Here is a 12,013-nt window from a genome sequence, read left to right on the forward strand (position 1 = left end):
GCAGCGCCTGCGGGCGGCCGTCGAGGGCCTGCGCGGCGAGGCGCTCGCCGAGCGCGCCGTGGCCGCCGGGGAAGCTGTAGTTGTCGCCGCCGATCGCCGACAGCAGCCACAGCGCCGTCCAGGCCGAGACCTGGCTGCCGTCCTCGCCGATGCGCACGGCGAGCAGGCCGTCGAGCAGTTTCTTCAGCGATTCCGGCCAGCCGCGGCGGGCGATGTGTTCGTGCAGCGTGATGGCGTCGAGCGCGCGGATCTCCGGGCGGTTGTCGCTGCGCGGGAAGAAGATGCCGGTCGCCGGATCGCGGTAGCCGGCGAGTTCGTCGGCCGCGGCGCGGAAGGCCGCGCGCTCGGCCGCCGGCAGCGGCAGTGCATCGATGCCGGCACCGAGCGGCTCCTCGCAGAGCTGCCCGCCGATGCGCCACGCCAGACCCGGCACCGGCAGCGGCCGGAACGCGACACCGAGCGCGTTCAGGCGCGACGTGAACGGCGCGATCGGCCCCTGGCTGACCAGCGCGCCGAGCGGGCACCAGACGCCGCGGATGCGGCGGCGGCGCGAATGACCGCCGGTTTCGGCTTCCTTTTCGAGCAGCAGCGCATCGGTGCCGGCCGGCAGCTCCGAGAGCGCCGTCAGCCCGGAAATGCCGCCGCCGACGATGACGACCGCGTGCTCGGCCTCGGGCTGTGCGCGCCGCGGCAGGGCCTCGCCGTCACGCACGCGGTGCACGACGGCGTTGTGGTCGATCTCGTCCCAGGCCTCGGGCAGCGCCGGTTCCGGCAGCGTTTCGGGCAGGCCGTCGGCCCGCACGCGAAACGCCAGCCCGGCCCCGAGCGCGAGCGCGCCGGCGAGGAAGCCGCGGCGGTTCATGCGCGCGCCGCCGACAGCTCGGCGCGCACGAGCACGGCGTCGCCGGCATCGATGTCGCGCAGTTCGTAGCGCAGCTCCAGCCAGCCCTCGTCGCGCAGGCGCAGCGGCACGAGCCGGGCGCTGACGGTCATGCCGGGCACGACCGGCGCGGCGAACTTGCAGCGCCCGACCCGGCGCAGCCGCCACGGGCCGCCGTCGAGGCGATCGAGCAGGCGCTGCGCGAACGCGAGCTGCATGACGCCGGGCAGGATCGGCGCGCCCGGGAAGTGGCCGGCGAACAGCGGCTGCGCGGCATCGATCCGGATCGTGTCGGCGAGCGTGTCCGGCAGCGGTTCCGGGAGCGGGGCGGCAGAGGCCGGGGCGGACAGGACGGGTTCAGACATGGCCGTTCACTCCTGCTGCATCACCGACAGCGCGCCGTGCGCGAGCACGCCGCCGTCGCGGTGGATCGAGAAATCGAAGCGGTGCATGGCACCGACGCTGCCGGCGAGCACGATCTCGACCGTGTACGGCGCGCAGCCCGGCTCGGCTGTTGCGTACTCGACGCGGTCGATCGCGAGCAGCAGGTGCCGGCCGCCGGAGGCGGCTTCGGCCGGCTGCGCGGCGCCGAGCACGAGGCCGCAGACCTGCGCGGCGCTCTCGACCAGCAGCGCCGGCACCAGATCGCGCGTGCAGAGGCCGTCCCACTGCGGCGCATCGGCGTCGAGCCGGACCTCGCCGCGGCCGCGGCGGCCGGGCTCGTCGATGACGACGCGCCCCGGCAGCAGGAAGGGCGGGCGGTGCGGCAGGCGGGCGCGGATGTCGGCGGCGCCGAATTCGAGCGGCGCGCGGCACTCGGCGATGGCGCTCATGCGGCCTCCCGGTCGCGGCCGGTCGCGGCCGCTTCGACGACGATCGCGACGGTGTTGCCGCCGACGCCGGTGCCGAGGTGCAGGCAGCGGCGCGGCGCAGCGCAGTCGGCGGCGAGCAGCGGCGCGACCTCGGGCAGATAGTCACCGGCCGGCATCGCCGGCAGCGCACCGAGGCGCGCCGCGTGCAGGCCGAGCAGCAGGCGCTGGATGCCGGAGGCCGCGTACTCGCCGGTCCAGGCCTTCAGTGCGCGCAGCGGCGTGCCGTGCGCCGCGAACAGCGACGCGAGCCCGGCGGCCTCGGCGGCATCGCGCGTCGGCGAGCCGCAGGCCGAGGCCGAGCACCAGTCGATCTGGCCGGGCGTGAGCCGGGCGCGCCCGAGCGCTTCGGTGGCGGCGGTCGCGATCAGCGCCGGATCGGGGTTGTGCGCGAACGGCGTCGAGGCGCCGTTGGCGAAGCCGAAGCCGAGCAGCCGGCCGAGGATGGTCGCGCCGCGCGCCCGCGCCGTGCTCTCGCGCTCCAGCAGCAGCGCCGCCGCGCCTTCGCCGGGCGCGAAACCGTGGCGCTCGCGCCCGAACGGCAGCGGCGAGCGCGTGGTGTCGCGTTCGAGCAGGCCGAGCGCGTCGAAGCCGTCGAACAGCGCCGGCGACAGCTCGTCGGCCCCGATCGCGAGGATCTGCTCGCACTGGCCGCGCGCGAGCAGCGTCGCCGCGTAATACAGCGCGTGCTCGCCGCTCGCATCGACGCCGGTGACGGTCGAGTTCGGGCCGAGCACCTGCAGCTCGATCGCGAGCAGCCCGGCCGTGGCGTTGTAGACCGTGGTCGGGAAGTGGATCGGGCTCAGCGTGCGGATGCCGTCGCGCACGAGCTTCTTCTGATGCTCGACGACGCTGCGGTAGCCGGCGAAGCCCGAGCCGACCACGGCGCCGCAGCCCAGGCGGCCTGCCTCGTCGAGCCCGGCCATGGCCAGCGCCTGCGTGGCGGCGCCGATCGCGAACACGTTCAGCGGGTCCATGCGCCGCAGCTTGGCCTTGGCGACGTAATCGGTCGGCGTGAACTCGCGCACCAGCGCCGCACGCGCCGGCCGCGTGAAGCTCTCGACCGTCGCGATGCCGCTGCCGCCGGCGGCGATGCTCGCGAGCGCCGCCGCGGCGTCGCAGCCGAGCGCGCTGACCAGACCGGTGCCGGTGATGACGACCGGATCGTCGGGGTCACTGAGGGTCGCGCCGTTGCCGGCGGGCAATGCAGTCGGGGCGTTCATGCGGTGGCCACTCCCGTGGATGCGATGAGGTCGGAATCGGCCGCGAGCACGCGGCCGCTGCGCGGCGAGAACCAGTCGCCGTGACCGGGCACGACGCAGTCGGCCCGGCCGGCGCGCTCGCGCGAGGCGATGAGCGCCGCGCGCTCGTGGACGATCAGGTGATGCGAGACATCCGGCGCCTGCCAGTCGGCGAGCGACAGCACGGCGTCGCCGGCGATCAGCACCGTGCCGTGCGCGGTCGTCACCTCCAGGCCGAGCTGGCCGGGGCAGTGACCGGGCAGCGCCACGGTGCGCGTGTGCGCGCTCGGCCGGGCGTCCGGACCGAGTTCGACCAGGCGATCGGCGTACGGCAGCCGCGCGAAGTCGTAGCGCGCGTCGCGGGCGAGGCGCACGAACTCGCGCAGGAACACCGGCGCGATGCGTTCGTGGGTTTCGAGCAGCCGGGCGCGGTAGGCGTCGAGGTCGGCGGCGAGCGGCGTCAGCGCGTCGATGAAGGCGCGCTCGGCCGCCGGGATGCAGACCCGGCGCACGCCCGGCGGGATGGCCGCCGGCGTGTAGTGATCGAAGTGCAGGTGCGTGAAGTACACCGTGTCGATGTCGGCCGGCGTCAGCCCGTGCGGCTGCAGGGCCGCGGCCAGCTCGGCGAGGCTCTGGAACGGGCCGGGGTCGACGACGATGCGCGAGTCACCGTCGACGACCAGCGTCGCGCCGGCGCGCAGCGTCAGGCGGGTGCCGAGCGCCAGCCCGAGCACGCGGGCGCCGGCGGCCGGGGCGCGATGCGCAGCCTTAGCCACAGAGCCCCCCGTCGATCACCAGCGTCTGGCCGGTCACGTAGCTCGCGGCCGGCGAGGCGAGGAAGGCGACGACGGCGCCGACTTCCTCCGGCTTGCCGGCACGGCCCATCGGCACGCGCGACAGTGCCGCATCGAGCTGGCGCGGATTCATCTCCGTGAGCATCTCGGTCTCGATGAAGCCCGGCGCGACGGCGTTGACGCGGATGCCGTAGCGCGCCAGCTCCTGCGCGTTCGAGCGCGTCAGCGCGATCAGCCCGCCCTTCGAGGCCGCGTAGTTGGCCTGGCCCGGCGTGCCGATGACGCCGCTGACCGAGGCGACGTTGACGATGGTGCCGGCGCGCGCCCGCATCATGTCGCGCACGACGGCGCGCGTGACCAGGAAGGCGCCGCGCAGGTTGGTGTCGAGCACGGCGTCCCAGGCGGTCTCCGGCATCATCGCCAGGAAGCCGTCGCGCAGCAGGCCGGCGTTGTTGACCAGCACCGCGACCGGCGCGCCGAAGTGCGTGCGCACCGCGGCGACCATGGCATCGACCTGCTGCGGATCGGCGACATCGGCCGCGAAGGCCGCGGCCTCGCCGCCGGCGGCCGTGATCCCGGCGACCAGCGATTCGGCCTCGTCGGCGCGGCTGCGGTAGTTGACGGCGACGCGGTGGCCGCTGGCGGCGAGCGCCGTGGCAATGGCGCGGCCGATGCCGCGCGAGGCGCCGGTGACGAGCGCCACCGGGGCGGGGGCGGAAGCGGGAACGGGAGCGGCGGCGGTGTTCATGCGGCCTCCGCGCGGCGGAAGATCAGCGAGGCGTTGTTGCCGCCGAAGGCGAGCGAGTTGGACATCGCGTACTCCATGTCGAGGTTGCGCGCGACGTTCGGGACGACGTCGAGGTCGCACGCGGGGTCGGGGGTTTCGTAGTTCAGCGTCGGCGGCGCGAACTGGCCGGCCAGCGACAGCACGGTCGCCGCGGCCTCGATGGCACCGGCGGCCGAGAGCGTGTGGCCGATCATCGGCTTGATCGAACTGAGGCAGAGGCGGTCGGCGTGGGCGCCGAAGGTGCGCCGGATCGCGGCGGTCTCGGAGGCATCGTTGAGCGCCGTGCCGGTGCCGTGGGCGTTGATGTAGGCGATCGCCTCGGGCGCGAGACCGCCGAGGCGCAGCGCCGTGCGCATCGCCCGCGCCATGCCGTCGCCTTCCGGCGAGGGCGCGGTGATGTGGTTGCCGTCGGCGGCCAGTCCGTAGCTGACGAACTCGGCGAACACGTGCGCACCGCGCGCCTTCGCCCGCTCCAGCGGTTCGAGCACCAGCACCGCCGCCGCCTCGCCGATGACGATGCCGTCCCGGTTGAGGTCGAACGGCCGGTTGATGGTCGGCGACAGCGCGCCGAGGGCGTTGAAGCCCGACAGCGTCACGTAGGACAGCGCCTCCATGCCGCCGACCAGCATCACGTCGGCGTGGCCCTCGCGCAGCAGGTCGGCGCCGTAGCCGACCGCCGCGGCGCCCGAGGAGCACGCGGTCATGATGCTGGAGCGCGGGCCGCGCAGGCCGTAGTGCGCGGCGACCGCGCCGCCGGCGTTGTCCGGCGACAGCGGCAGCAGCGTCGAGGGCCGCAGCGGCCGTTCGGCGAGCGCCGAGAACACGTAGTTCTCGACGTTCTCGACGCTGCCGCCGCTGCCGAACACCACGCCGATGCGCAGGCTGCGGCGCGCTTCGGCGTCGAGCCCGGCACGCCCGAGCGCCTCGGCGGTCGCCGCCAGCGCGTACTGGTCGACGGTCGACAGGTGACGGCGCTCGAAGCGTCCGGCGGCGGCCGGCGGCGTGAAGTCGCGCACGCGACCGATCCGGTGCGAGCCGTAGCCTTCCGTGTCGTGCCAGTCGTTGGGACCGACGCCGGAGCGCCCGAGGCGCAGGGCGGCCTCGAACAGCTCCGTGTCATTGCCGATCGGCGAGACGATGCCGATGCCGGTGATCGCGATGCGCTGCATGGGCGTGGACTCCGTGGCGGGGGCGGGCAGAGGGCGGCGGGAACTCAGGCCGCGGCCTTCATCTGCTCGCCGATGTAGGCGGCGAGCGTGTTCAGCGTGCTGAAGTGCACCTTCACGTCGTCATCGGCCCGGATCGCGACGCCGAACTTCTGCTCGACGCCGAGCACGATGTCGATCACGTCGACGGAATCGAGGCCCCAGCCGTCATCGGAGAACAGCTTGTCGTCGTCACCGGCATCGACGCCGGCCACGTCGAGGTTCAGGCGCTCGGCAAAGATTTCCTTCAGGCCGGTCTTGATGTTGTCGAGGTTCATGGCGGACTCCTGCAATTGCACTTGGGCGGTGGTGGGGACGGGTCAGTAGGTTTCGGTTTCGAAGCGGTCGAGCAGGCGGCGCACCGGGGCGACGCCGCGCAGACCGCGGATCAGGCGCCGCCAGGGCAGCGGCGCCAGCAGGCGGGCGAGCCGCGGGGAGACCGTCTGCACGGTCCGCGGCACGATCGCGTGCTCGGGGCAGGTCTGCGAGCAGAGCCCGCAGCCGATGCATTCATGGGTGATGGCGACCTTGCGCGGGCCGCCGGCGGCCGAGGCCGCGAGCTGCACGATCGCCGGGCAGTCGACCTTCAGGCAGTCGCCGCAGCCGCTGCAGGCGTCGGTGCGCACCGTGTAGCGGTAGTTGGTCGGGCCCTTGCGCGGCAGGCTCTGCACGCAGTCGCCCTTGAGCACGACCACCGACAGCGCATCGGTGGCGAGCGCGGCATCGAGTGCGGCATCGAGTTCGCCGAGATCGAGCGCATCGACGACGCGCACGTCCGGCACGCCGAGCGCGCCGAGCAGCGTGCGCCAGCCCTCGGCGTCGCGGGCATGGGCGGTCTGCTGGTGGCCGGTCATCGCCGAGCCGGCGTTGTCGAGCACCAGCACCGTGCCCGGCAGGCCGTTGTGCACCGCGCTCAGGATCGCCGGCAGGCCGGAGTGGAAGAAGGTCGAGTCGCCGAGCACCGCGATCGTGCGCTGCGCGGCGTCGGGGCCGAGCGCGGCCAGATAGCCCTGCAGCACGCTGATGCTCGCGCCCATGCAGAGATTCGCGTGCAGCGCGCCGTAGGGCTGGATCGCGCCGAGCGTGTTGCAGCCGATGTCGCCGACCACGTACAGGTCGCGCTTCGCGAGCAGCGAGAAGATGCCGCGGTGCGAGCAGCCGGCGCAGAAGCCGGGCGTGCGCGGCGCGAGGATCGGGATGTGCCGGCGGCGCTGCTCGGCGGCATCGATCAGCGGCTGCACCAGCGCGTTGACGACCGGCGCCTCGTCGCTGAGCAGCTGCTTCGGGCCGAAGCTGCCGACGCCGTCGTAATGACTGCGGCGGGCGACCGGCAGGCCGAGCGCGCGGATCGCATCCTCCAGGTAGTGCGAGCTTTCCTCGACCACCAGCAGGCGCTCGCAGTGCTGCGCGAAGGCGCGGATCGGTGCTTCCGGCAGCGGATGCACGAGGCCGAGCGTCAGCACCGGCACGGTGTCGGCACAGAGTTCCCGCACCGCCGCGGCCGGGAAGCCGGCGCAGACGATGCCGACCGGGTGGCGCGTGCCGGCCGCAGCCGCCGGCGGCAGCGAGGTCTCGCAGAACCAGCGCGCGGCGGGACTGGCGCCGAGCGCCGACAGCCGCTCGATCAGCGCCGTGTGCCGCGCCGGCACGAAGGCCGGCAGCAGCAGGTACTTCTGGATCGGCCGCGCATGGCCGGCGGCGGCCGGCACCGGCCAGCGCGCCCCGGCGACCGCGCCGGTCGAGCCGTAGGCGATCGGCGTGGTCACGCGCACGATCACCGGCAGGTCGTGGCGGGCGCTGATCTCGAAGGCGAGGCGCGTGAACACCAGCGCCTCGGCCACCGACGAGGGCTCCAGCACCGGCACGCCGGCGGCCTTGGCGACCAGGCGCGTGTCCTGCTCGTTCTGCGAGGACGAGGCGCCCGGATCGTCGCCGACGACGATGACCAGCGCACCGCGCACGCCGGTGTACGGCGCGTTGTAGAGCGGGTCGGCGGCGACGTTGAGGCCGACGTGCTTCATGACCACCAGCGCACGCGCACCGGACCAGGCGGCACCGAGGGCGGTTTCCAGCGCGATCTTCTCGTTCGCCGCCCACTGGCGGCGGATCTCCGGGTAGCCGGCCGTGGCATCGAGCACGCCGGTCACCGGCGAACCCGGATAGCCGGCCGCGAAGCTGGCGCCGCCTTCCCAGGCGCCGCGGGCGATGGCCGTGCAGCCGTCGAGCAGGGCACTCATGCGGGACTCCCGGCGCGCCGGATGCGGCGCGCGCTGTCGGTGGAAAGCACGGTGAGCGAACCCGGCACGATCCAGCGCGCGGCCTGCGCGAGGATGCGGTTCGGGCCGAGTTCGACGAAGGTGTCGTGACCGTCGGCGGCGAGCCGCCCGATCAGCGCGTCCCAGCGCACGCGCAGCTGCGGCTGCGTGATCAGCGTCGCGCGCACGGCTTCGGCATCCATGAGCCGCGTGGCGTCGAGGTGCGACCAGAGCGGGCGCTGCGGCGCACGCGGCTGCAGGCCGCTCGCGGCGAGCCAGTGCGCGACCTCGACACACACCGGCGCCATGCGCACCGAGTGGAAGGGGCAGCACGAACCGAGCGGGCCGTGGCGCACGAGGCGCCCGGCGAGGGCTGCGCACAGGGCTTCGAGCACCGCCGGCGCGCCGTAGACGACGATCTGGCAGGGGCCGTTGACGGCGAGCAGCTCCACTCCCCAAGCCGCGGCGAGCGCCGGACCGTCGAGCGTGTCGCGGGCGGTCAGCACGTACACGCAGTCGCGGTCGTGCTCGAAGCGCGCCCAGGCCCGCTCGAACACCGCGCCGATCCACGCGAACGAGGCGTCGGCATCGAGCGCACCGGCGGCGACCGCCGCGGCGTAGAAGCCGAGGCTGTGGCCGCAGACCGCGGCCTGCGGATACGCCGCGCCGTGGCGCTCCCAGGCGAGCAGGTTCACGGCGTGGATCGCCATCTGCCGGGCCAGCTCGCGTGCGCGCGGGTCGGCCGGCGGCGTGTCGGTCAGCGGCACGCCGAGGCGCTCGCGCCAGTCGGCGAGGCGTTCGGCGGCCTGCGGGTCCTCGGCGCACTGGCGCGCGAGCAGTTCCGGATATTCGGAACCGAGGCCGGGAAACATCAGCACGACGGACATCGCGGGCGCTCCGGGGCTCAGGCCGCAACGGCCGGCGTGACGACGGCCGTCGCCGCGTGCTGGCGGTGACCGCCGTTCAGCCAGCCGAGCAGGCCGGCGCGCACGGCGGCCGCGTGGCCGGTGTTGGCGAGCAGCGTCGCGGCACCGCGGGCGTGGCCGGTCGAGACATGGTGTTCGGCTTCGGCGACCGTGAGCCCGAGCAGCGCCGCGAAGGCTCCGAAGAACAGCGCCGTGCCGTGCGCGCCGTTGAGCTGGTGGCGGCCGAGTTCGCGCGTCACCGGCAGCTGCAGCACGTAGCCGGCGTGCTGGTCGAGGGTGCTGCGCACCACGGCGTGGCTCGGCAGCGGCGCGCCGCTGTAACCGGCGATGGTCTCGACGCGGCAGTCGGCGAGCAGCACCAGCGTCTGCGGGCCGATGCGATCGAGCTGGCGCAGGCTCTCGGATTCCTCCAGCGCGATCAGCACGTCGTACGGCGAACCGCACCAGCCGGCGCAGCGCACGCCGCGCCCGGCGCGCAGCAGGTTGGTCACCGAGGCGCGGCGGCGGGCGACGCCGAGCTGGTCGATCGCGCAGACCTCGCCGTGGCTCGTGCGCAGCAGTTCCGCGAGCCGCGCGTTCAGCGTCGTCGCGCCGAGGCCGCCGAGGCCGGCAACGCATACGGACAGGGAGCTGCGCGGGCCATGCGCGGACGGCTGGTGCAGGACCGGTCCGGCGGGCAGGTCGGCGTGGGGACGCTGACGGCCGGCGTGCAGGGCTTCGGTGCGGGCGGCGGGTGCGTGCATGCGATCAACCTGCGTCTGGAGGAGTGAGAAGATAAATTTCCGGTAATTCCGGAAAAGGCATTCCGGAACAACTTGATGGAACGGAAATCTACGGACCTGCTGGTTATCCGTCATTACGACGGGCATCGTATTTTGGAGACGCAAGCAGTGCTTACCACCGCAAATTTTTAGCTTTTTCCCCGTACGGCGGATGCTGTACTCAAATCAATGGATTCAAGCGCTTGCGTTTCTTGCTGTGCGATTGCCCGGCTGTGAGTCCGGTTTTCATTCAAACTTCGTCATCTGCGCGTCGGGTTGCATGACTGCCGAAAGTCCGCCCCACGTGGGGCGACGGGCGCTGCATCGATGCGCCGCCGGCGGTCCCGGGGCCGGTTCCGGCTTCCGCGACGCCGCGCCGGTCATGCAGGCCATGCAGATATCCGATGAGACGGACAGGCGCCGTGATCTCTGCAGATGCACGCTGCGTCTGCAGCCGGCAGAATCCGCGGCCCCGGGCGCCCGGCGCCCGCAGCCGGTCCTGCCCGTCCATGTCTGCCGATCACCGCCGCCGCAGCGGCCTTCTGCTCGTGCTTGCCGCTGCTGCCGGCTTCGGACTGATGGCGGTGTTCGCGCGCAGCGCCTACGCCGCCGGCGTGAATCCGCCGACGCTGCTGGCGCTGCGCTTCACGCTGGCGGCGCTGCTGCTGGTCGCGATCGTGCAGGCGCGCGCCCGGCCGTGGCCGCGCGGCCGCGCGCTCATCGGGCTGATCGCGATGGGCGGGGGCTTCTACACGCTGATCGCGCAGTGCTACTTCGTGGCGCTGACGCAGGCGAGTGCCGCGCTGGTGGCGCTGGTGCTGTACACGTTTCCGGTGCTGGTCATGGCGATCAACGTCGCCTGCTTCGGCGAGCGCCTGACGGTGGCGAAGTGCGGCGCGGCGCTGCTCGCGATGGCGGGGCTCGCGCTGACCATCGGCGGCGAGCTGCACGGCAGCGCCGGCGGCATCGCGCTGGCGCTGGTGGCCGCAGCCGGCTACGCCGCCTACATCCTGATCGGTGACCGCGTCGCGCGCGGCGTCGATCCGCTCTGCGGCGGCGCGGTCGTGATCGCGGCCAGCGCCGTCACCAGCGCACTGCTGGCGCTGGCCGAGGGCGTGACTCTGCCGCAGACTGGCGGCGGCTGGCTGGCCGTGACCGGCATCGCGCTGGTCTCGACCGTGTTCGCGATGACCGCGTTTCTCGAAGGGCTGTCGCGCGTCGGCTCGACCACTGCGGCGATGGCCTCGACCTTCGAGCCCGTGGTCACGGTCGCCAGCGCCGCGTGGCTGCTCGGGGAAACCGTCAGCCCCGCCCGGCTCGCCGGCGGCGGGCTGATCCTCGCCGCCGTCGTGCTGCTCGCGCGTGCCCCGCATCGCCCATGACGGGCAGCACGCCGGCTCACATCCATATAAAGGAGTCACGCATGACGATGCGCCCCCGACGATCCGTGCTCTACATGCCCGGTTCCAATGCCCGCGCCCTCGACAAGGCGCGCAGCCTCGATGTCGACGCCCTGATCCTCGATCTGGAGGATTCGGTCGCCCCCGAGGCCAAGGGACTCGGCCGCGAGCAGATCGCCGCCGCCCTGACCGAGGGTGGCTACGGGCACCGCGAGGTCGTCGTGCGCGTCAACGCGCTGTCCACGCCCTGGGGCCACGATGACGTGCGCGCCCTCGCAAAGCTCGGCGCCGACGCCTTCCTGTTCCCGAAGATCGATTCGCCGGCGCAGGTGATCGAGGCCGTCACCGCGCTCGATGCCGCCGGTGCCCCGTCCGGGACCGGCGTCTGGATCATGGCCGAGACGCCGCTCGGCATCCTCAACATCGCCGCGATCGCCGCCTGCTCGCCGCGGCTGCGGTGCATCGTCCTCGGCACCTCGGACCTCGCCAAGGACTTGCGCGCCCGCCACAGCCCCGGGCGCATCGCCTTCGTGACCTCGCTCGGTCTCTGCGTGCTCGCCGCCCGCGCCAGCGGCCTCGACGCGCTCGACGGCGTGCACCTCGACCTCGACGACGAGGCCGGCCTCGCCGCGGTCTGCGAGCAGGGCCGCGACATGGGCTTCGACGGCAAGACGCTGATCCACCCCAGGCAGATCGCCGCCGCCAACCGCGCCTTCGCGCCGTCCGCGGCCGAGATCGGCGAAGCCCGCGCCATCATCCACGGCTGGACCCAGGCCGCTGCCGAGGGCAAGGGCGTCTGCCGCGTCAACGGCAAGCTGGTCGAGCACCTGCACGTGATCGAGGCGACGCGCATCGTCGCGCTCGCCGAGGCGATTGCGGCGCGTGATGCGCTGGC

At 73.5% G+C, this 12,013-nt stretch carries 13 protein-coding genes; 2 read left to right on the plus strand and 11 right to left on the minus strand.

The window, feature by feature from the left end; genetic code table 11:
* From PKE44_RS05180 to PKE44_RS05230, 11 genes are all read right to left on the minus strand, one after another.
* On the minus strand, nucleotides 1-862 hold an 862-nt coding region (locus PKE44_RS05180), incomplete at its 3' end, for an NAD(P)-binding protein (protein WP_324548718.1).
* A complete protein-coding gene (locus PKE44_RS05185) occupies nucleotides 859-1,245 on the minus strand; it encodes a hypothetical protein (protein WP_324548720.1) in 387 nt (128 codons plus the stop codon). The genes PKE44_RS05185 and PKE44_RS05180, both read right to left, overlap by 4 nt.
* Before the next feature lie 6 nt (nucleotides 1,246-1,251).
* Nucleotides 1,252-1,713, minus strand: a complete 462-nt coding sequence (locus PKE44_RS05190) for a hypothetical protein (protein ID WP_324548723.1) — start codon at nucleotides 1,711-1,713, stop codon at nucleotides 1,252-1,254.
* The gene (locus PKE44_RS05195) at nucleotides 1,710-2,972 is read right to left on the minus strand and encodes a beta-ketoacyl synthase N-terminal-like domain-containing protein (protein WP_324548725.1); all 1,263 of its coding nucleotides are present in this window, start codon (nucleotides 2,970-2,972) and stop codon (nucleotides 1,710-1,712) included. The genes PKE44_RS05190 and PKE44_RS05195 overlap by 4 nt, the downstream gene beginning before the upstream one ends.
* Nucleotides 2,969-3,766 carry an MBL fold metallo-hydrolase gene (locus tag PKE44_RS05200; RefSeq protein ID WP_324548727.1) on the minus strand — a complete coding sequence of 266 codons (798 nt, stop codon included), beginning with the start codon at nucleotides 3,764-3,766 and terminating at the stop codon, nucleotides 2,969-2,971. Before PKE44_RS05200 ends, PKE44_RS05195 begins: the two co-directional genes overlap by 4 nt.
* Nucleotides 3,759-4,532, minus strand: a complete 774-nt coding sequence (gene fabG, locus PKE44_RS05205; RefSeq protein ID WP_324548729.1) for a 3-oxoacyl-[acyl-carrier-protein] reductase — start codon at nucleotides 4,530-4,532, stop codon at nucleotides 3,759-3,761. Before fabG ends, PKE44_RS05200 begins: the two co-directional genes overlap by 8 nt.
* Entirely contained in the window at nucleotides 4,529-5,740 is a 1,212-nt protein-coding gene (locus tag PKE44_RS05210; RefSeq protein WP_324548731.1) for a beta-ketoacyl-[acyl-carrier-protein] synthase family protein, read from the minus strand. Before PKE44_RS05210 ends, fabG begins: the two co-directional genes overlap by 4 nt.
* Before the next feature lie 44 nt (nucleotides 5,741-5,784).
* On the minus strand, nucleotides 5,785-6,054 hold the full coding sequence (locus PKE44_RS05215; protein ID WP_324548733.1) for a phosphopantetheine-binding protein: 270 nt from the start codon (nucleotides 6,052-6,054) through the stop codon (nucleotides 5,785-5,787).
* A gap of 42 nt (nucleotides 6,055-6,096) precedes the next feature.
* Nucleotides 6,097-8,013 carry a thiamine pyrophosphate-dependent enzyme gene (locus PKE44_RS05220; RefSeq protein ID WP_324548735.1) on the minus strand — a complete coding sequence of 639 codons (1,917 nt, stop codon included), beginning with the start codon at nucleotides 8,011-8,013 and terminating at the stop codon, nucleotides 6,097-6,099.
* Complete coding sequence (locus tag PKE44_RS05225) at nucleotides 8,010-8,918, minus strand: acyltransferase domain-containing protein (protein WP_324548736.1); 909 nt, start codon at nucleotides 8,916-8,918, stop codon at nucleotides 8,010-8,012. Before PKE44_RS05225 ends, PKE44_RS05220 begins: the two co-directional genes overlap by 4 nt.
* A 17-nt stretch (nucleotides 8,919-8,935) precedes the next feature.
* On the minus strand, nucleotides 8,936-9,700 hold the full coding sequence (locus tag PKE44_RS05230; protein WP_324548738.1) for a 2-oxoacid:acceptor oxidoreductase family protein: 765 nt from the start codon (nucleotides 9,698-9,700) through the stop codon (nucleotides 8,936-8,938).
* Between the two features lie 527 nt (nucleotides 9,701-10,227).
* On the opposite strand from PKE44_RS05230, the gene PKE44_RS05235 reads away from it, so the two are divergent.
* Together PKE44_RS05235 and PKE44_RS05240 are read left to right on the plus strand one after the other, a co-directional pair.
* Nucleotides 10,228-11,100, plus strand: coding sequence for a DMT family transporter (locus PKE44_RS05235; RefSeq protein ID WP_324548740.1), 873 nt, complete (start codon nucleotides 10,228-10,230; stop codon nucleotides 11,098-11,100).
* 41 nt (nucleotides 11,101-11,141) lie between these two features.
* Nucleotides 11,142-12,013: CoA ester lyase (locus PKE44_RS05240; RefSeq protein ID WP_324548742.1), on the plus strand; the 872-nt coding region annotated here is incomplete at its 3' end.

The sequence above is a fragment of the Plasticicumulans sp. genome, assembly GCF_035331805.1.
In the GTDB taxonomy this organism is placed as follows: Bacteria; Pseudomonadota; Gammaproteobacteria; order Competibacterales; family Competibacteraceae; genus Plasticicumulans.

Bases quoted from the DNA above. Each gene is read 5' to 3' on its own strand.
- PKE44_RS05185 (WP_324548720.1), bottom strand. From the start codon at position 1,245: ATGTCTGAACCCGTCCTGTCCGCCCCGGCCTCTGCCGCCCCGCTCCCG.
- PKE44_RS05215 (WP_324548733.1), bottom strand. From the start codon at position 6,054: ATGAACCTCGACAACATCAAGACCGGCCTGAAGGAAATCTTTGCCGAG.
- PKE44_RS05225 (WP_324548736.1), bottom strand. From the start codon at position 8,918: ATGTCCGTCGTGCTGATGTTTCCCGGCCTCGGTTCCGAATATCCGGAA.
- PKE44_RS05220 (WP_324548735.1), bottom strand. From the start codon at position 8,013: ATGAGTGCCCTGCTCGACGGCTGCACGGCCATCGCCCGCGGCGCCTGG.
- fabG (WP_324548729.1), bottom strand. From the start codon at position 4,532: ATGAACACCGCCGCCGCTCCCGTTCCCGCTTCCGCCCCCGCCCCGGTG.
- PKE44_RS05195 (WP_324548725.1), bottom strand. From the start codon at position 2,972: ATGAACGCCCCGACTGCATTGCCCGCCGGCAACGGCGCGACCCTCAGT.
- PKE44_RS05230 (WP_324548738.1), bottom strand. From the start codon at position 9,700: ATGCACGCACCCGCCGCCCGCACCGAAGCCCTGCACGCCGGCCGTCAG.
- PKE44_RS05190 (WP_324548723.1), bottom strand. From the start codon at position 1,713: ATGAGCGCCATCGCCGAGTGCCGCGCGCCGCTCGAATTCGGCGCCGCC.
- PKE44_RS05210 (WP_324548731.1), bottom strand. From the start codon at position 5,740: ATGCAGCGCATCGCGATCACCGGCATCGGCATCGTCTCGCCGATCGGC.
- PKE44_RS05235 (WP_324548740.1), top strand. From the start codon at position 10,228: ATGTCTGCCGATCACCGCCGCCGCAGCGGCCTTCTGCTCGTGCTTGCC.